General features: G+C 69.1%; 14 protein-coding genes. 6 read left to right on the top strand and 8 right to left on the bottom strand.

The window, feature by feature from the left end:
• The first annotated feature begins 46 nt into the window (after positions 1-46).
• The gene (locus RVF83_RS16705; protein ID WP_005198257.1) at positions 47-1,000 is read left to right on the top strand and encodes a helix-turn-helix domain-containing protein; all 954 of its coding nucleotides are present in this window, start codon (positions 47-49) and stop codon (positions 998-1,000) included.
• Positions 1,001-1,555 (top strand): dihydrofolate reductase family protein, encoded by a 555-nt coding sequence (locus tag RVF83_RS16700; RefSeq protein WP_005198260.1) that lies wholly within the window; start codon positions 1,001-1,003, stop codon positions 1,553-1,555.
• Positions 1,556-1,579: 24 nt separating this feature from the next.
• On the opposite strand, the gene RVF83_RS16695 is transcribed toward RVF83_RS16700, so the two are convergent.
• A complete protein-coding gene (locus RVF83_RS16695) occupies positions 1,580-2,239 on the bottom strand; it encodes a PaaI family thioesterase (protein WP_005198262.1) in 660 nt (219 codons plus the stop codon).
• A 72-nt stretch (positions 2,240-2,311) separates the two neighbouring features.
• On the opposite strand from RVF83_RS16695, the gene RVF83_RS16690 reads away from it, so the two are divergent.
• Entirely contained in the window at positions 2,312-3,154 is an 843-nt protein-coding gene (locus tag RVF83_RS16690; RefSeq protein WP_005198264.1) for a crotonase/enoyl-CoA hydratase family protein, read from the top strand.
• 2 nt (positions 3,155-3,156) lie between these two features.
• Here the strand turns inward: RVF83_RS16690 and RVF83_RS16685 are convergent, their stop codons facing one another.
• Positions 3,157-4,086 (bottom strand): N-acetylglucosamine kinase, encoded by a 930-nt coding sequence (locus RVF83_RS16685; protein WP_005198265.1) that lies wholly within the window; start codon positions 4,084-4,086, stop codon positions 3,157-3,159.
• A 60-nt stretch (positions 4,087-4,146) separates the two neighbouring features.
• Here RVF83_RS16685 and RVF83_RS16680 point away from each other — a divergent pair, with 60 nt between their 5' ends.
• Complete coding sequence (locus RVF83_RS16680) at positions 4,147-4,626, top strand: nitroreductase family deazaflavin-dependent oxidoreductase (protein ID WP_005198266.1); 480 nt, start codon at positions 4,147-4,149, stop codon at positions 4,624-4,626.
• A gap of 16 nt (positions 4,627-4,642) precedes the next feature.
• On the opposite strand, the gene RVF83_RS16675 is transcribed toward RVF83_RS16680, so the two are convergent.
• Positions 4,643-5,626: a hypothetical protein gene (locus RVF83_RS16675; RefSeq protein ID WP_005198267.1), complete on the bottom strand. Its 984-nt coding sequence runs from the start codon at positions 5,624-5,626 to the stop codon at positions 4,643-4,645.
• A gap of 34 nt (positions 5,627-5,660) precedes the next feature.
• Complete coding sequence (gene htpG / locus RVF83_RS16670) at positions 5,661-7,646, bottom strand: molecular chaperone HtpG (protein WP_005198268.1); 1,986 nt, start codon at positions 7,644-7,646, stop codon at positions 5,661-5,663.
• A 233-nt stretch (positions 7,647-7,879) separates the two neighbouring features.
• On the opposite strand from htpG, the gene RVF83_RS16665 reads away from it, so the two are divergent.
• The gene (locus RVF83_RS16665; protein WP_005198269.1) at positions 7,880-8,635 is read left to right on the top strand and encodes a PIG-L family deacetylase; all 756 of its coding nucleotides are present in this window, start codon (positions 7,880-7,882) and stop codon (positions 8,633-8,635) included.
• Between the two features lie 3 nt (positions 8,636-8,638).
• Here RVF83_RS16665 and recD read toward each other — a convergent pair whose 3' ends face one another.
• From recD to RVF83_RS16645, 4 genes are read right to left on the bottom strand one after another with little or no spacing between them, the layout of a single operon-like run.
• On the bottom strand, positions 8,639-10,513 hold the full coding sequence (gene recD, locus RVF83_RS16660; protein WP_005198270.1) for an exodeoxyribonuclease V subunit alpha: 1,875 nt from the start codon (positions 10,511-10,513) through the stop codon (positions 8,639-8,641).
• Positions 10,510-13,959, bottom strand: a complete 3,450-nt coding sequence (locus RVF83_RS16655) for a UvrD-helicase domain-containing protein (RefSeq protein ID WP_005198271.1) — start codon at positions 13,957-13,959, stop codon at positions 10,510-10,512. The genes recD and RVF83_RS16655 overlap by 4 nt, the downstream gene beginning before the upstream one ends.
• Positions 13,956-17,405: an exodeoxyribonuclease V subunit gamma gene (recC, locus tag RVF83_RS16650; protein WP_005198272.1), complete on the bottom strand. Its 3,450-nt coding sequence runs from the start codon at positions 17,403-17,405 to the stop codon at positions 13,956-13,958. The genes RVF83_RS16655 and recC overlap by 4 nt, the downstream gene beginning before the upstream one ends.
• A gap of 9 nt (positions 17,406-17,414) precedes the next feature.
• Entirely contained in the window at positions 17,415-17,879 is a 465-nt protein-coding gene (locus tag RVF83_RS16645) for an acyl-CoA thioesterase (protein ID WP_005198273.1), read from the bottom strand.
• A gap of 179 nt (positions 17,880-18,058) precedes the next feature.
• On the opposite strand from RVF83_RS16645, the gene RVF83_RS16640 reads away from it, so the two are divergent.
• A complete protein-coding gene (locus RVF83_RS16640; protein WP_005198274.1) occupies positions 18,059-18,667 on the top strand; it encodes a GNAT family N-acetyltransferase in 609 nt (202 codons plus the stop codon).
• Positions 18,668-18,718 lie beyond the last annotated feature (51 nt).

Genomic DNA, 18,718 nt, shown 5'->3' with positions numbered 1-18,718 from the left:
AAGATCGGTCGGGTCGGGAAGGCCTTCGGCGTTCCATACTCGATGGGTGAGCCCAACCCCCAACGACCGTGATCGTCTGCGCGAGTTGCTCGACGCCGTGCTGGCCGACGAGCACTCGAACCTCGACGAGATGGCGACCGGCGCATTCTCGTCGCCGTTCCACTTCTCCCGGCAGGTGAGCCGAGGTGCGGGCGAGTCGCCGGTCGCGCTTCGTCGGCGCGTGTTCCTCGAGCGAGCGGCATGGTTGCTGCAGCACGGCAAGACGGTCACCGAGGTGGCCTTCGACTCGGGCTACGAGTCCGTCGACGGGTTCGCCCGGGCCTTCACACGCGCCTTCGGGCACAGTCCCGGACGAGCGGCGTCGACCGCCGCACCGGCCGAGCACAGCCACTGGCTGCCGGCGCCCAACGGCATCCACTTCCATTCGCCCACTGTGCTCTACGTCGACAGCGGCACTCCCACCACGGAGAGCGCCGGCGACGTCCTGATGCTCATGGTGCGACACGACCTCGACGACGTCGAGGTCCTGCTGGACGCCGCCAAGGGGGTCGACGACGACGAGTGGACCCGGCGACGACTTCCCGGTCACGAACCGCTGCACTGGAACGGCCCGGAAGAGTCGCTCGCGCAGGTGATGTCACATCTCGTCGCCGACAAGCAGCCCTGGCTGGCGACCATCGAGGGCGCCGACACGCCGCCCGATCCGCCGTCGGATCTGTGCGCACTCGTCGAACTCCACCGCGAACTGACACCGAGGTGGCTGGCGCTGATCCGCGACATCGACCGGCGCAGCGCCTGGCAGGACCGCGTCATCGACGCACTGTGTGATCCGCCCGAATCGTTTCTGCTCTCCCAGATCGTCGCGCATGTACTGACCTTCTCCGCTCATCGTCGCCAACTCGCGCGGTGGATGCTGCGCGACGCCGGCGTCGATGTCGGAGTCGCGGCCCTCGACCCCGATCCGATCATGTGGCACCGCAAACACTCCGGAGGTTTCTAGATGGCGTTCCGCTACTACACCGCGACCACTCTCGACGGTTATCTCGCCGACGACCGCGACAGCCTCGACTGGCTGCTGACCCAGCCGCTCGATGAGGGCGGTCCGATGAACTACGACGACTTCTACGCCGGGGTCGGCGCGGCGGTCATGGGATACACCACCTACCAGTGGCTCCTCGACAACGAACTCGCCGACGGCAAACCGTGGCCGTACGAGATCCCGTCCTTCGTGTTCACCCATCGCACGATCACTCCGGTGGCCGACTCCATCACCGTCCTCGACGGGGACCCCGCCGACCACCGCGACCGGCTGACGGAAGCAGCAGGCGGCAAGGACGTGTGGGTCGTCGGCGGAGGTGATCTCGCCGCGCAGTTCGCCGAGGCCGGGATGCTCGACGACATGATCGTCTCGATCGCGCCGGTCACCCTCGGGGCCGGACGCCCCCTCTTTCCGCGACGCTACGATCTCGAACTACAGGATTTCGCCCGCAACGGCGCATTCCTCTGCGCGCGTTACTCACTCATCGGAGCACGGACTCGGCTCGGCGAGGTCTGAGGCACTACGCGCAGTTCCGGACACTCAGCCCTCGCCCACCGACTTGCGCAACACGTCGGACACCTCACCGCGAGCCCACTTGGGCAGGATGAAGATCCCCTCCGCTTCGGCGCTGACCTTGCCGTTGCTCGAGATCGTGCCGGTGACAAAGGTTTTCACACCTTCGACGCGGTCGACCCGCGCCTCGCCACGGATCTTGCCGAGCGGCGTCGCACTCCGGTAGCGGACGCTGAGGGTGCCGGTCATTCCCGGGACGCCCTGGAACTCGGCGGTCGAGCCGAGGAGCTGGTCGAGGATCAGGGCCAGGACACCACCGTGGACGAGCCCGGCCGGGCCCTCGTAGGCGGCCCCGAGTTCGACCTCGGTCCAACTGAACTCGGACTCGTGGTGCAGCTCGACGGGCGGTGCGATCGGATTGCGCCGCCCCAGAACGGCATTGCCCCACGAGTGCTTGGTGCCGTCGGAGTTGAACCGGATGCCGTAGGCGCCGGGCAGCTGGTCCCTGCGGAGGATCTCGGTGGCGGCCTCGATGAGCCGGCGCGCCTCGGCGATGTCGGCCTCCCCGACCTCGGTGCGCACGGTCGCGTCGATCAGTTCGCGCACGCTCCCGGCGATCGACGACGCGAGCTCGGAACGATGCGCGAGCTCCTCGGGGTCGATGTCCTCCTGGATGTATCCGCTCATGGGTTTCATCTAACAGGGCGCCTCCGGCAGTCCGCCCATCGGACGTCCTGACTGCCGAGTAAGCTCCCTCGCATGACAGCGCAAGCCTGGAATGAACGCGACTGGACCGCGTTCGACGTCACCGTTGCCGACCACATCGCCGAGGTCGTGCTCACCGGCCCCGGCAAGGGCAATGCGATGGGCCCCGACTTCTGGCGCGAGCTCCCCGAGATCTTCGGCCACATCGACACCGATCCCGAGGTGCGCGCCGTCGTGCTGACCGGCGCCGGCAAACACTTCTCCTTCGGACTCGACCTCGTCGCGATGGCCGGCACCCTGGCCAACGTCCTGGCCGACAACGCCAAGGCCGCCGCGCGCACCGAGTTCCTGGAGTCGCTGCGCAAGCTGCAGGCCGGGATCACCGCGGTCGCGGACTGCCGCAAGCCGGTCGTCACCGCGGTCTCGGGCTGGTGCATCGGCGGCGGCGTCGACCTGATCTGTGCCGCCGACGTCCGCTACGCGAGCGCCGATGCCAAGTTCAGCATCCGCGAGGTCAAGGTCGGCATGGTCGCCGACGTGGGCACTCTCGCCCGACTGCCGTACATCATCGGCGACGGCCACATGCGTGAACTGGCGCTGACAGGCAAGGACATCGACGCCGCGCGCGCGGAGAAGATCGGGCTCGTCAACGACGTCGCCGACGATCAGGACGCCGTGCTCGCGCTCGCCCGCGCGACCGCCCGCGAGATCGCCGACAACCCGCCGCTCGTCGTCCACGGCATCAAGGACGTCCTCGACCATTCCCGCAGCGCCGCCGTGCACGACAGCCTGCGCTATGTCGCGGCCTGGAACTCGGCATTCCTCCCCAGCGAGGACCTCTCCGAGGCAATCACCGCCGTCTTCGAGAAGCGCAAGCCGGAGTTCAAGGGGCGCTGACCTCACAACTGGCTGCGGTGGACCTCCGCGGCCAGCGGGTGCGACTCGTCCAGCCCGGCCAGCAACCGCACGCCGTCGAGGGGTTGCCCGTGCGGCGCCCCGATGTCAACACCGGGCGTAGCCTCGCCGATCACGCCGACGAAGCGCCCGCGGAGTCGGTCGTTGGCCGTCATCACCGTGCCCATCCAGCTGATCCGCGCCTTCTCGCCGGGTCGGTGACCACTGCGTTCCAGCGCGGTGAGCGCCGACCCGGCGAGTTCGTCCGCGGCGTCGTCGATGATCTGTTGCGCGACCACGTCACCATCCCGGGCGGCCGCGTCGACCGCGCGGGCGAATCCGGCCACCCGCGCCACGCGGTCCGGATCACCCTGGACGACCATGTACAGCTCGTCGAGCGGACCGAACATCTCGGCGGCCCGATCCCGTAGGACCGTCGCGCTCCCCCGTCCGTCGAAAGCACGCAGCGCGGCATCGATCCCGGCTCGTCCGATCCAATAGGCGCTGCCCGCGTCACCGAACAGATGGCCCCAGCCGTCCACCCGGTGGACCCCGGCGGGTCCGACGCCGAGTGTCACGACGCCGGTACCGACCGCGGTGACCACGCCGAACCCGTCCCGGTTCGCGGCCAGGTACGCGGTGACCGAATCGTGTGCCAGCGCAACCGACGTCACCCCGAGGTCGGCGACCGCGGCGAGCAACGCCGACGGGCGCGCAGCCTCAGGTGTGAGTCCGGAGACCCCGGCGGCCAACGACCAGGTGGCCTCCGGCATCCCGGCGTCGTGGACGGCCTGCGCGATCTGTTCCACGACCGGCCGGTCCGTACGGATCGCTCCGAGCTCGCAGTCGTCGGTACCGGCCGGCGTCTCCACACGCAGACGCGTTCCCGTCTGCCCGCCGTCGATGAGGATGTGTCCCGTCGTGTGGCCGCCCATGATGTGCACGCTATCCGGCACCGTGCCGACGCGGCGACGATGTCATGTCACACTGGGCGGATGAAGGTGCGGCGCAGCCTCGCGATCAAGATCGGGTCGATCCCCTGGATGCCTCGTTTTCTCCCACAGATCGTGGTGGGCGACAACGCCATTCAGACCGTCACCGGTCAACGGATGACCCTGCTCGACATCGCCGATCTCCCGAACATCACCATCCGGGTGGCGGGTCGCAAGACCGGTGCCATCCGGACCACCCAACTCCTCGCAGTTCCCGACGGCGACGACTGGCTGATCGCCGGCTCCTACTTCGGTGGACCCAAAATGCCTGCGTGGGTGTACAACATACGGGCCGCCGACACCATCGAGATCGTCGTCGCCGGAGTGGTGTCCGTCGCGGTCCCGACCGAACTCGAGGGAGCCGACCGTGATGCGGCGTGGCAGAAGCTGCGTACCGTGTGGCCCAACTTCGACCTGTACGAGAAGCGCACCGACCGCCGGATCCCGGTCTTCCGGCTCCGCCCCGCACCGCCCGCCGGGTAGCCGCACCGAGTCGAGGTCAGGACACCGGCTCGGCGGTGAACGACGGTGTGTCGGCGGTGAGATCGACCTCCCCGACCAGGTACTGGATGTCGGTCGTCTCGACGCGGGGCCCGTCCCGGTCGTAGTCCGGGGTGTAGGCCACCCGCCATTCGACCGCGCCGGCGACGTCGACCGTGCCGAGGTCCTTCTCGCTCGGCGTCGCATCGTTGCTCGCATCGGGGCTTCGGAGCAGGTACCGCAGACCAGACAGGTCACGAGGGGCGGTCCAGCGCACACTGCCGTCCGCCGCCGACCGGAACAGTCGCTGCGTACAACCGGGCATGTCGGTTCCGGCGTCGGCACGGGTCGACGCCGCGCAACGGGTGAGCTGTGCCGAGACGGCGTCGCTGACCGCCGACACCCCGGTGGGGCTGAGCTCGGCCACCACCATGACCGTCATCGGTGCATGGGGACCGGTCGGCGGGTCGTCCGTCGGCCGCCCGACGAAATCGGTGTCCCGGGAACCCCATCGCTGCGGACCCGGGAAGAGGTGGACCGTGTCCCCGGCCTTCACTTGGGCTCCGAACAGCGTCGGCCCGGGCACCAACAGGGACTCGATGCGCACCTTCACCGCGCCGTCGACGACCGCCCAGCCGTCCCCGGCCCGCGTCACCCTGATGGACGTGTCGACCTCACGTGACCCCAGCCGATACCGCGCCCGGACAGTCTGCGCGGACTCCCCCGGATCGTCGACCTCGATGTCGGAGATCGGCGCCTCGGCACGCTGCTGGCGCAACACTCCGTCGGTGAGGAACCGGGCGTCCGGACGCGGGGCGACGACGGCGAGGGCCGCCGAGGCGTCGGCGCCGGAGAGCGCGGTCAGATAGGTCCGGACGGCGTCGGCGGGCGTGCGGGCCCGCTCGTCCTGGCGGGACAGTCCCACGAGGAGAGCGGACACCAGCACGACCGCCAGGACCAGAGCCCCGACGCCGATGGTGATCGTCCACCCGCGACGGGTCATTCCGGGCAACCTGCCCGGGGCGGCGCGAACCCGATCAGGAATCCGATCCGGCCGCGAACGACTCGGTGAGGCTGCCCGCGAGCAGCTTCGCGAACTCCGCCGGGTCCTCGAGCTCGCCGCCCTCGGCGATCACGGCCATGCCGTAGACGAGTTTCGCGGTCGGCACCAGCTTCTCGTGGTCGCCGTTCGCATACGCCTTGTTCAGCGCCTCGACCAACGGGTGCTCGGGGTTCAGTTCGAGCGCCCGCTTGGACTTCGGGAATTGCTGTCCCGAGGCTCGGTACAGCTTCTCCAGCTGGGGTGACATCGAGAACGTGTCACCCACGAGGCAGGCCGGGGACTCGGTCAGACGCGACGACAGCCGGGTCTCGCTGACGTCGTCGGACAGCGTGGTGGTCAGCCACGACAGCAGGTCGGCGTAGGCCTTCTCCCGCTCGTCCTTGGACGTGTCGTCGGAGTCCTCGTCGTCGGCATCGAGGTCGACCGCACCCTTGGCGATCGACTGGAACGTCTTGCCGTCGAACTCCGCACCGGCGGAGACCCACATCTCGTCGACCGGGTCGGACAGGACGAGGACCTCGATCCCCTTGGCGCGGAACGCCTCCATGTGCGGGGAGTTGACGATCTGCTGCCGGGACTCGCCGGTCATGTAGTAGATCGTGTCCTGACCGCTCTTCATCCTGCCGATGTAGTCGGCCAGCGTCGTCAGCTCCTCCTCCGAGTGGGTGCTCGCGAAGGACGAGGCCTTGAGCAGCGCGTCGCGGTTGTCCGGGTCGTTGACGAGGCCTTCCTTGAAGACGCGGCCGAAGCCATCCCAGAAGGTGCGGTAGTCGTCGGGCCGGCTGTCGCGCATCTCGGTGACCGTCGAGATGACCTTCTTGGTGAGGCGACGACGGATCGCGCGGATCTGTCGGTCCTGCTGCAGGATCTCGCGGGACACATTGAGCGAGAGGTCGGCGGCGTCGACGACACCCTTGACGAAGCGCAGGTACTCCGGCATCAGCTCGGCGCAGTCGTCCATGATGAACACACGCTTGACGTAGAGGTGGATGCCCACCTTGCTGTCGCGCATGAACAGGTCGAACGGCGGCTGCGTCGGGATGAACAGCAGCGCCTGGTACTCGAAGGTGCCCTCGGCCTGCAGGGTGATGGTCTCCAGCGGCGCATCCCAGGCGTGGGACACATGCCGGTAGAACTCGTGGTACTCCTCCTCGGAGACCTCCGACCGCGACTTGGCCCAGAGAGCCTTCATCGAGTTGATCGTCTCGGCCTCGATGACCGTCTTGGTCTCGGGGGTCTTGTCCGTCTCCTCGTCGGACTCCGATTCGGGCTTGTCGACGGGGACGGTCTTCTCGACGTCCATGCGGATCGGCCAGGCGATGAAGTCGGAGTAGCGCTTGACCAGCTGACGGAGCTTGGACTTGTCGGCGTAGTCGTACAGGTGGTCCTCGGTGTCGACCGGCTTGAGCGCCAGGGTGACCGAGGTGCCCTGCGGGGCGTCCGGCACGTCGTCGATCGTGTAGGTGCCGTCGCCGGTCGACTCCCAGCGGGTACCGGTGGTCTCGCCGGCCTTGCGCGTGACCAGGGTGACCTTCTCGGCGACCATGAACGTCGAGTAGAAGCCGATGCCGAACTGTCCGATCAGTTCCTCGGCGGCAGCGTCCGAGACACCCTTCTCGCGCGCCTCGGCCAGCGACCGGCGCAGTTCCGCGGTACCCGACCGGGCGAGCGTGCCGATCAGTCCGACGACCTCGTCGCGGGTCATGCCGATGCCGTTGTCGGCGACGACCAGGGTGCGCTTCTCCGCATCCGGGGCGAGCGTGATGTGCAGGTCGGAGGTGTCGACGTCGAGGTCCTTGTCGAGCAACGACTCCAGACGCAGCTTGTCGAGCGCATCGGATGCGTTCGAGATCAGCTCACGCAGAAAGCTGTCCTTGTTGGAGTAGATCGAGTGGACCATGAGATCCAGCAGCTGCCGGGTCTCCGCCTGGAACTCATGAACTTCGGGCTGAGCGCTCATCGCAGACCTCCATGTTCTGTTCTCGGATGTTCGGTTGTCACGTGTTCGGTTGTGGACGTGGCGTTTCGGTGCAGGGCCCGATGCCGGGCGCGAGTCCGGCGCGACACGTCGTGACGGACACCGACTTTACCGAGCGCCGGTGTGGCTACCCTGGGTCGGGGACCGACTACCCCGGATTGCGGATGGTGCGCGAGTGAACACCACCCGCGGGGAACGATCAGGAAGCCAGGTGGATGGGTACGCCTCGACTGCTGCTGGTGCATGCACACCCCGACGACGAGTCGCTGTGGACCGGCGGGCTCACCGCCCGTCACGTCGACGCCGGCGGCGAGGCCGACCTGGTGATGTGCACCTGGGCCGAGGGAACGATCCGGCACCGGGAACTGACCGACGCCGTCGACATCCTCGGCATGCCGCGGCCGCCGATCATGCTCGGATACGCCGACGACCGGCGGCCCGAATCGGCGCCGGACGCCCCCCGACTCTGCGCGGCGTCCTTCGACGAGCAGGTCCGGGCGTTGACCGCCCATATCCGCGAACTCCAGCCGGACATCGTCGTCACCTACGACGCGCTCGGCATCTACGGCCACCCCGACCACATCCACGCCCACCGGCTGGCGTGCGCCGCTGCCGACGCCGCCGCCTCGACGAAGCTCTACCACCGGGCCGGGCCGGCCTGGCGGGTCCGCTCGCTGTACTTCGCGACCATCCCCGAGTGGATGATGGACCTGCTCGCCCCCAGCCTCTTCCCCGAGATCCCCCGCGAGCAGTTGCCCGGGACACCGGAGTCCGACATCGACGTGACCGTCGACGTGTCGGATCTGGCGGCACGCAAGAAGGCAGGGGTCACCGCACACCGGTCGGAGATCGACCGCAGCCGCGCGATCGCCGGCTTCATGTCGCTCCCCGACGACATCCAGCACAGACTGCTGGGCGTCGAGTGCTACCAGCGCCGCGACCTGGTTCCGGGTGGGTGTGACCTGATCTGAGGGTCAGATGACGCTGAGCGTGGACCGCAATCCGCTGGCCCGCTGCACGCGTCGGTTGACGGCCGCGGCGAGCACATCGGCCGTGCCGACGATGCGCACCCGGCTCCGCGCACGGGTGATGGCAGTGTAGAGGAGCTCACGGGTGAGCAGCTCGGAGCCGGCCGGCGGCAAAACGACGGTCACCCGATCGAACTGGCTGCCCTGGCTGCGGTGGATCGTCATCGCGTGTACCGACACGACGTCGGCCAGTTGGGTGGGATGTAGCAACCGGATCTCGCCGCCACGCCGGAACGCCACTCGGACCGCATCCGACGAACCCGGACGAATCGCGGGCTGCGGCTCCGCGTCCGGGTCGGCGATGACGACACCGGTGTCACCGTTGAAGGTCGAGGTCTGACGGTCGTTCGCCGTCACCAGGATGGGTTGTCCCACATACCAACCCATGTGTTCGGCCTCGGTTGTGCCCAGCCAGTCGGTGATGCGCGTCGTCCATCCGCGTACGCCCCACGAGCCCTCGCGGTGCGCACACAGGACCCGGTGAGAATCGAGGGCGTCCAGGGCTCCCGCCGCGTCGCCCGTACGAGCCGCACTGCGCAGACCGCGTCCCCAGGACAGGATGTCGCCGGCCACTCCGTCGAGGTCGTCGGGGGCGACCAGTTCGACATCGTCGATGTCCGGAGAGGTGACCAGCTCAAGGACCGCGTCGGGATCGCCGGCGTTGACGGCGGTCGCGACCTCGGAGATGCCGCCGCCGAACCGGAACTGCCTGCGGAGCGTGATGACGCCATCGGCCAGGCGTGCCACGTCGTCGGGATCGAGATCCTCGGCGGCGGGGTCGAGGCCCGCGGCGCCGAACGCCTGTGTCAGCGTCGCCGGCGGACCGTCTGTTCCGTCGGTTGCCGGGAGATCGGTCCGTTCGACGAGGTCGGCCAGCACCGCGCCCGCCTCCACCGAGGCCAGCTGATGCGGATCGCCGACGAACACGACCCGCGCGTCGGGACGAACCGCATCGAGGAGACGGCTCATGGCGGTCATCGACAGCATCGATGTCTCGTCGACGACGATGACGTCGTGCGGCAGGGTGCGTCCACGTCCGTAGCGGGGATTCGAGCCGGGCCGCCAGCCCAGCAGCGAGTGCAGGGTGACCGCGTGGGCGGTGACCGGCAGGGTGGACTCTGCCTCGACGGAGGCCTGCAGCTGTGCAGCAGCCCGCCCGGTGGGTGCGCAGAGTCCGATGCGGAGGCCGGGTCCCTGGAGACGGTCGAGGACGGCGAGGATGCGCGCGACCGTGTAGGTCTTGCCCGTTCCCGGCCCACCGGCCAGCACCGTCGTCCAGCGGGTCGCCGCGACCGCGGCGGCCAGTTTCTGCAGGGCACCGTCGTCGGGCGCGGAGTAGACCGCCGCGACGGCCTCGCGAAGCGCCGCCGTGTCCACCGAGGGTGCGGTCTGCGAACGGCGGTCGAGGATCTCCCGGATCGTCTGCTCCTGCCGGAAGTACTTCTGCAGATAGACGAGCGGGCCGTCGGCGGAATCGCGGACCACGAGCGGTCGCAGCGGTCCGGCGTCGCTGCCGGTGACGAGTGGGCTCACCGCCAACGCGTCCAGAAGATCACCGGGCGAGGGCACCTCGATCTGCGCGAACTCCTCCCCCGCCGCCACCTCCCCGATGCGGTCGAGAGCGAGGCAGGTGGACCCGAGGCGGACGGCACGAACCGCGAGGGCGGCACCGAGTCGGGCGTTGTCGGACACCTCTTCCCCGCACATCCGGACCAACCGGTCGGTGATGTGCAGGTCGGCGGCGGCGAGCAGGCCGGCGGCATTCCAGTCGGCGAGCGTGCCCGTCGCCGAATCCACGCGCTGGACATCGGGTGTGCTCATCGGCTCCTCCCTCCCGTACCGGCACTCGAATCCGCACCGGCCAGCGCGTCGGACAGGTCGACGACGAGCCCTGGGGGCAGGGTCCATTCGAAGACACCGCAGCCGGGCGGGGTGTCGGGTCCGGCCATGCCGCGCACGAAGTGATACTGCACCGGACCGAGATGCCGGGCCGGGTCGTAGTCCCGAATCCGCCAGCGCAGGTACCGGTGCAGCGCAACCGAGTACAGCATGGCCTGGAGCGGGTAGTGGGCGGCGATCATCTCGCCGGCCATGGCGTCGACATCGAAGTCCTCCACCACGAGGTCCCCCGGGCGGATGCGGTTGGTCTTGTAGTCGACGATCACGTAGCGGCCGTCGGGGATCCGCAGCACCGAGTCGATACTGCCGGTGAGGAATCCGCGGAGGCGCCGTCCCGGCACCGCGCGCAGGTGGTCGGCGTAGGCGCGCAGCGGGTCCGACTCCGGCAGATGTTGTTCCATCAGGTCGGCGAGACGCCCCAGGGTCGTGCCGCCGCCGGATGCCGCCTCGTCCGCGGGGCCGAGAGGCAGTTCGAAGTCGAGTTCGGCCAGGCGATCACGGGGGTCGATGCTCCAGAGGTCGCCGAATCCGAGTGGCGTGGTGAGCACGCCGATCAGGGCGGCGACGAGCCGGTCGGGGTCGATGTCGCCGGCGAGAGCGCCGAGTGCTCGCGAACAGAGTTCACGCACATGGGTGTCGATGTCCGGCGCCGAGGTGTCGACGTATTCGAGTACCTCGTGGACGAGGGTTCCGAAGGCGGCACCGAACGGCAGACCGTTCATCAGCGACGGCGTCCCGGGACGCGTTGCGATCGAGTCGGTTCCGGCATCCCCCGCGACGTCACCGGGAAGTGCGATGGGTTCGTCGTCGAGGATGTCGGTCACCTCGTCGTCGGGTTCGCTGCCGGTCTCGACGACCGAGGCCGACGGCCCACCGGGTGAGCCGTGCGCTCCGTGGGCCACGTCCGCGGTGAGAGCCGAATACGACGTGCGACGCCAGTCCTGGTCGATCCGACGGTCGAAGTGCGCGATGCCCAGGGCGGCGGGATCGTCTCCGTCGCCTGGGGCCGGCGCCACGGTGTCCGTGCCGAGTCGGCCCGCCGGCTCGACGGAGATCGCCGGGTCCCGCTCGGCGAGGGTGCGCAGGACGCCCACGCAGTCGACATCGGCCTCGGGGATCGGTACCTCCCCGGCGACCGTCCATTCCGGGTCCCCGGTCGAGGATCGAACGGCGTTCTCGCGACCGAAGATCAACCGGTGCAGCGGCCCGGTCGTGGTGTTTCGCGACGGCGCCCACCAGGCCACGACCTGTGACTGGGCGCGGGTGAGGGCGACGTAGAGCAGACGCAGATCCTCGCCCGCGACCTCGTCTGCGTAGCGACGGCGTCGTGCGGCGCGGTCCGGTGCCTGCTGCCCGCCCACGTCGAGCCGGCGAGTACCCGTTTCGTCGTGGTAGGTGATGTTGCCACGGTCGTTGATCCAGGTGCCGTCCCATCCGTAGGGCACATAGACGATCGGGAACTGCAGTCCCTTGCTCGCGTGCACGGTCATGATCTGCACGGCCTGGGTGTCGCGGTCGAGGCGTCGGCTCTGGTCCTCGTAACGCTGCCGCGACGAGGTGTCGGTGATCCGTTCGGTCAGCCACTCGACGAGGGCGCTCAGTCCCCCGCCGGTTTCGACGACGTGTTTGTTGCACAGCGCCGACACCTGGATGAGGTCGGTGAGGGTGCGTTCGCCGTTCTCGACGGTGAGAACCCGTGCCGCGACCTCGTGTGCGTCGAACAGGCGCTGGGCCATCGCCGCGAATCCGCCCTGCGCGAAAACCCGGGCGAGCATGGACAGTTCGGCACCGAGCTCGGCGATCTCCGGCTCGGCGGCGGTCGCGACCCGTTCGGTGGACCACCCGAAGAGCGTGGTCAGGGCGGCCATCCGCACCCGGTCCGAACGGGATGGCTGTTCGACAGCACGCAGGACCCACAACCAGTGCTGGGCAGCCGATGTCGAGAAGACGTTGACACCCGACCCGATCACCGAGTTGATGCCGCGCTCGGCGAGCTCCCGCTGCAGCGGTTCGATGGTGCTGTTGAGCCGCACGAGGATCGCGATGTCGCCGGGATCGACGGGGCGAGAGACACCGTTCAGGTCGATCCGGTCGCCCTGGGCCAGGACGTTGGCGATGTCGTCGGCGACGTCGGCGGCGATGCGTGACCGCACCTCTTTGACGCCGGGGAGGTTGAACGAGTTGAGGGACGTGAAATCCTGGCGGAGGAACGCCCGTAACCGCAACGGTGGGCGGCCTTCGAGCCGACTGCCGGCGAAAGCGGCCTGGACTGGACGCGCGACGATGTCCGGATGTCCCAGTGTCGCTTCGCCGTACAGGTGCTCCAGGGCATGCACGAGCGCGCCGTCGGACCGACGGTTCACATCAAGCGCTTTCAGGGTGTCTGCGGACGACACCGCGGCGAGGTAGCTCAGGACCTCGGCCCCGCGGAACCCGTAGATCGACTGCTTCGGGTCGCCGACGAGGATCATCCGGCGATGGCCGTGGAAGCAGCGGCGCAATATGTCCCACTGCAGCGGATCGGTGTCCTGGAACTCGTCGACGAGCACCACCGAGAAGGTGTCGCGAATCCGTTGGCACGCACGGTCACCGACCACCTCGTCGCCGACAATCCGGTGCAGGATCGCCTGGAGGTCGTCGTAGGTGCGCACACGGGCGTCCCGCTTGCGGGTCTCGACATGCTGCCGCACCGCCTTGGCGAAGCTCACCCGGCGGGCGGCGACGTGGTCCGCGGCCGGCCCGTCGGCGAGTGCGCTCTCGTCCGGGGCGAGTTGCACCGACGCCTGGCGGACTGCGTCGCGGGCGATCTCCCGCGCCTCGGCGAAGCTGAACTCCGGTGAGTCGCTGGCCCAGAAGCCGCGGAGATACAGGTCGAGCGCGACCTCCTCGGTGAGTTCGTCGACCTCTTCGACAATCGAGTAGACGAGCTCTCGTTCGCCGAGGAAGCCCAGTGCCTCCAGCATCCGGTTGCAGAAGGTGTGGGTGGTGGCGATCGTCGAGGCGTCGAAGTCGCTCAGTGCGCGGGCGAGGTTGCGGCGGCGCGTGCGGACCTCCTCCGGTGTGCCGCTCGCCAGTTGCCGCAACAGTGCGTCGTCGTCGGCCTGCGCCGGTCCGGACAGGACCTCCGCGGGTTCGGCGAGCGCGTCGAGCAGCTCACGCACACGGGCGCGCATCCGTTCCCGCAGTTCGGCGGTCGCCGCCCGGCTGAAGGTGACGAGCAGCATCTCCGAGATCGGTACGCCGTCGGCCAGATATCGTGCCGCGAGCCCGACGATCGCGTAGGTCTTGCCCGTTCCGGCGCTCGCCTCCAGAACGGTGGTGTGCTGGGGCAGTTCGGCGGTGATGTCGAAGGGCTCCGGGCGTCTCATGTGCCCTCCCGGTGCTGTCCGACGGGAACCCAGATCGCACGGGCCAGGCCGATGAACAGCGGTTCGTCTTCTGACAGAGCGAGTTCCACGCCGCCGACAACGCGGTCGGCCGGTGCCGTTTCGTCCAGCAGGACGTCGAACTCGACGTCGGCCAGGACATCGCCGCCGAAGGCCAGCTTCAGGTACCGGTCGTGGCGCGGGCCGTAGGTGTCGTCGAAGACCCTGCGCGCGCTGTTCAGTGCCCAGTGGCTCCGACGACCGGGCCCGTCGTTGTCGACGAAGGCGAACGCCGGTTCCAAGGGCAGCGGCAGCGGGCGACGCAGGCCCTCGTCTCGTAGCTTCACCACCTGATCGAGCAGCGGCACCGGGTCCTCAGGGCGTCGGAGCGTGAGAGTGGTGGTGCCGCCCCCTCGGGCGGCTCGACCCACCGACACCGCGGAGCCGACCCGGGCCGCGCCGGCATTGCCCTGGGTCGCGGCCGCCGCGACGGCCAGCAGCGTGATCCAGGCGCTCAGTTGCTGTTTGGCCTTGAGGCGCGAGTACGTGGCGCGGACGAGACGGGCCTGCCCGTCGTCGGCGGTGAAGACGTCACTGACCGTACCGTGGACGCGTCGCCCGTCCGGCAGGGTGACGAGGATGTCGAGGGTCTCCGGGGATCCCGGGCGCAGGGGCGCGACGACGCCGTGCAAACGGGTCACCGCACGCGAGATGGCCTGGAGTTCACGGGTGCCGAAAGCGAAGGGAGGCAACGTACCACGTCGGAGTTCGGCGGCCTCGCAGTCGCCGATCGGAACACCCGACAGCATTCGGGTGAGGAAACGGTCGCCGATCCCCCACTTGTCGAGCGGGTCCAGCTCGACGTCGAGCTGGTCGTCGTGCGGCGTCTCGTCGTCGGGGATCCGGGCGCCCAGGCGTTGACGCACGAAGGCGGTGATCGGGTCGATGTGGAAGTCGATGAGCGACGCGAGGTCGATGTCGGCGAGCTCGGGCGTCGGTTCGGGTGCGGGAAGGGTGCGCCGGGCGGCGGGGACGACCGGATCGGCCGGGCCACGGAGTGCCTCGGCCCCGGCGAGCAGCGATGCGTCGTGGCTGAAGGGTCCGGTGATCCCGGGGACGCCGCCGCCGACGAAGTTGCGCGCGTCGAAGCCGTGCAGGGAATGTCGCCGCACGATCGTGGGCAGGCCGGGTCCGGTGAGACCGTCGAGGGTGTCGATCAGTTCGCTGACCACCACAGCGGGTGGGATGTGCCGGCCCGACACGGGGTCGGCACCGCTGTAGAAGACGAGCAGGTTGTCCTGCGCCGCATCGATCGCGTCGAGGAAGCACTGCCGGTCCTCGTCCCGCGGGTTGCGTTCTCCCACCAGCGGATCGACACCGAGCACATCGTCCCCGTCGATGCGCTGCACACGCGGGAACACCTCGGCGTCGATGCCGAGCAAGACGATGACGCGGTGGGGCACCGACCGCATCGGGACCATGGTGCACACGGTGAGCTCACCGGTCCGGAAGTTGGACCGGGTCGGGCGACCCGCGATCAGGGCGGACAGCAGGTCGCGGATGTCGGCGAGACGGAGCACCTCCTCGGTGCTGCCGAAGGCGTCCTCGAGCATCCTGATCGCCTGTGCGCGTTGCCAGTCGTCGGCGGGCGCGGTCGCGGTGAGCGAGCCGACCGCCTCGACGAGGGTCTGCGCCCACCGATGAGCCGGCGCGGTGGCGGTCAGCTCGGCGAGCACGCGTCCGAGGCGATCGAGGAACTCGTCGAGTCGGCCGACCAGGTCGATACCAGTACTTTCCACACCTGCGAGAGGCAGTGCGGTGCCGAGCCATTCGTCGTCGGTCTCCTCGGCGACCACGCCGAGCGCGATGCGGTCGAGACCGGCGTCGAAGGTGCCCTGGCGAAAACGTTCGAGACCGAACCGGGCGCGTTCGGCCGTGCCGAGTCCCCAGCGGACATTGCTGTGGCCCAGCCATTCCCGGACCAGCTCCAGGTCGTCGTCGGTCATCGCGAATCGTGTCCGGACGGGTTCGGTCCCGAGCAGGTCGAGCACGTCGCCCGCCGTCACCCGACCGGCCGCGAGTTCGACCACGCCGACGACGGTGTCGATGACCGGGTTGACGTGACGCACCCCTCGGTCGGCGAGGCGTACACGCAGGTCGAAGGCGGGGTGTGGCAGTCCGGCCTGCCCGAAGGCACCCCGGATGAGCGGCGCGAAGGTCTCGACGTCGGGGCACATGATCAGGACATCGCGGGGTTCGAGCGCCGGGTTGTCGGCGAAGAGGTGCAGCAACCGGTCGCGGAGCACCTCGATCTGGCGTTCGGGACCGTGGCACGCGTGGACCTCGACGGACCCGTCGTCGGTGAGTTCGACCGAAGGTGCCGCGCCCGTGTCGTCGGCGGTCCCCGCGTCGTCGCGGATACCCGCCTGGAGAGCACCGAGAAGCGTGTCCGGCAGCGGTGTACGCGGCGGATGGTGGACGTCACGGTCGACGATGTCGTCCAGTCGGAGCTGGAGCTCCTGGAGGTCGCGGGACAGCCCGGCCAGCAACGAGTTCCGGAGTTCGGGGACCGGACGCCTCCGTCGACGCGGCGGGACGCTCACACCGGGCGCTCCCCCGGCGGGCTCACCCCCGGAGGCGGCTCGGAGTTCGTCCCACAGACGGGGGCTCGCGTGCGGGACGAACAGATGGACGTCGTGGTGCACGCTCACCGCGGAGATGATGTTGCGGAACGACTCGGTGATCCGGGTCGGTCCGAACACCGACAGCCGGTCGGGAAGGTCGGCGACCCCGGGGTCGGACCGCAGCCGGTCGCACACCTCGCCGAGTACCTCCGCCGGATGGGGTTGCCCGATCTCCGCCCGTACCGCACGCCAGAACCCGGCCTGCCACGCCAGGTCGTCCCGCAGCGGGCCACCCGCGCCGTCGAGATCGTCGCCCGCCGCCCAGCCGGCGATCATCGTCGGACGGGATCGTCCGTATCGCTCGAAGAGCTCGGCGAGATGTCGCGCGGTGGCATAGCGGCGGCCGATCCGGGGTGACGCGTCGTCGCCCGCACCGATGTGACGGGCGATGACCGTCAGTTCGGGGTCGTCGATCCGTTCATCGAGGACCCGGAGCACCGGCCAGGTCAACTCGGGAGCGCGCCAGGGATTTCCGGTCGTCAGCGGGGTGTCGCCCGTGAAGCGGTCCCCGGCGAGGACCGCCGCCGAGATCGCATCCGACAGTCGCCCCGGACCGGTGAAGTCGATGTTCGCCGCGATGCCGTCGGACAGCGCGGATCCGGAACCGAGCCGGCGGGCGAGGTGCTGGGCGAGCCAGCGTTCGACACCGGCCGCCGGTACCGAGATGATCTCGGTACGCATCGGATCGTCGAGCGGCGTGGCCAGCACCTCGGCCAACGCGTCGGCGAGGGTGTCGGTGCGCTCGGCGCGATGAAGGATGAGCACCAGGCGCGGTCAGCCCGCGGTGTCGGCGCGTGCCGAATGGAACTTCACCGGTTCGCCCAGGCTGTTCAGGAGGACCTCCCGCAGCTGATCCGGTATCGGTGTCGGCCGGCCGGTCGCAGGGTCGACGACCACCAGCGTCGTCTCCGCCGTCGCGCAGAGGACACCCTCCTTGTCGAACAGGCGCAGCGCCATCGTGAACGACGAACGACCGACCCGCCCGATGCACGAACGCACGATCACCGGGTGGGTCGAGTAATGGACGGGCGCGGCGAACTCGATGTCCTGGCGCGCCACGAGGAAGTAGAAGTTCCGCGGCCCGTCGGAGATCCACTCGTGGAAGGAACGGACCCGCGCCTCCTCGAAGAGGCGGGAGATCTGCACGTTGTTGATGTGATTGTTGATGTCCATGTCGCCCCATCGGAGATGGACGGGGATCTCGAGGACATAGTCCGGTGCAGAGGGTTCAGAAGCCACGGCAGCAACCTTAACGGCGGGACACGCCCGCTGCGTGCTGCGGTGCCGACCGTGTCGAGACCGTAGACTCGCCCCCGGGGATCGGCAGAGATCACAGGTGGGCGCTCGCCGCCGGGTGTCTCGCCGCAGGGTGCGCCCGCGCGATTCGCGGGCTCGAGTCGGGCAGTGAGGGGCCTCGGGTGAACATCGACACGGCACGGGCACGTCTGCGCCCGGTGACTGCGATGGACATCGACGACCTCGTCCACCTCGACAGCGACCCGGAGGTCATGCGATTCGTCAGCGGCGGCACACCGACCCCGCGGACGGTCATCGAGGACTGGGTGGTCCCGCGGGCCGAATCCGAGCGTCGGATGTACGGGACCGGCACCTGGGTGCTCTGCGATCCCGCCACCGGAGCGTTCCTCGGCTGGGCGTCGTTGCGGACTCCCCGTCACAGCCGACGCCCCGAACTCGAACTCAGCTACCGCATCCGCCGGACCGTCTGGGGCCGCGGGCTGGCCACCGAAGCAGCCTTCGCCCTCATGGCCTTCGCCTTCGACCATCTGGACACCGAACGCGTCTTCGCCAGCACCGTCGCGGGCAACCTGCCGTCGCGGCGTGTCATGGAGAAACTCGGCATGATGCTGTCGGGAATCCACGTGGCCGACGAAACCGTTGGAACGCACATGCCGCCACACCCACTCCATCTCGGTCCCGATCGGTATGAGGTGGAGTACCAGATCCTCAAGACCGAATGGCAGCGACGATCTCTGCGCTGGTCATCGGCGAGCGATCTGACCGCCTGACCGTGGGGCGGCAGCTTCCGGACGGCCGTGAGCCTGTTCATGGTGTCGCGC

This window comes from Gordonia rubripertincta (assembly GCF_038024875.1).
Lineage (GTDB): Bacteria > Actinomycetota > Actinomycetes > Mycobacteriales > Mycobacteriaceae > Gordonia > Gordonia rubripertincta.
The sequence above is the reverse complement of the archived record's forward strand: the minus strand, read 5'-3'. Positions and strand labels throughout refer to the sequence as shown.

Coding starts and splice junctions, on each gene's coding strand:
- RVF83_RS16700 (WP_005198260.1), top strand. CDS start 1,001: ATGGCGTTCCGCTACTACACCGCGACCACTCTCGACGGTTATCTCGCC.
- RVF83_RS16695 (WP_005198262.1), bottom strand. CDS start 2,239: ATGAGCGGATACATCCAGGAGGACATCGACCCCGAGGAGCTCGCGCAT.
- RVF83_RS16690 (WP_005198264.1), top strand. CDS start 2,312: ATGACAGCGCAAGCCTGGAATGAACGCGACTGGACCGCGTTCGACGTC.
- RVF83_RS16685 (WP_005198265.1), bottom strand. CDS start 4,086: ATGGGCGGCCACACGACGGGACACATCCTCATCGACGGCGGGCAGACG.
- RVF83_RS16680 (WP_005198266.1), top strand. CDS start 4,147: ATGAAGGTGCGGCGCAGCCTCGCGATCAAGATCGGGTCGATCCCCTGG.
- RVF83_RS16675 (WP_005198267.1), bottom strand. CDS start 5,626: ATGACCCGTCGCGGGTGGACGATCACCATCGGCGTCGGGGCTCTGGTC.
- htpG (WP_005198268.1), bottom strand. CDS start 7,646: ATGAGCGCTCAGCCCGAAGTTCATGAGTTCCAGGCGGAGACCCGGCAG.
- RVF83_RS16665 (WP_005198269.1), top strand. CDS start 7,880: ATGGGTACGCCTCGACTGCTGCTGGTGCATGCACACCCCGACGACGAG.
- recD (WP_005198270.1), bottom strand. CDS start 10,513: ATGAGCACACCCGATGTCCAGCGCGTGGATTCGGCGACGGGCACGCTC.
- RVF83_RS16655 (WP_005198271.1), bottom strand. CDS start 13,959: ATGAGACGCCCGGAGCCCTTCGACATCACCGCCGAACTGCCCCAGCAC.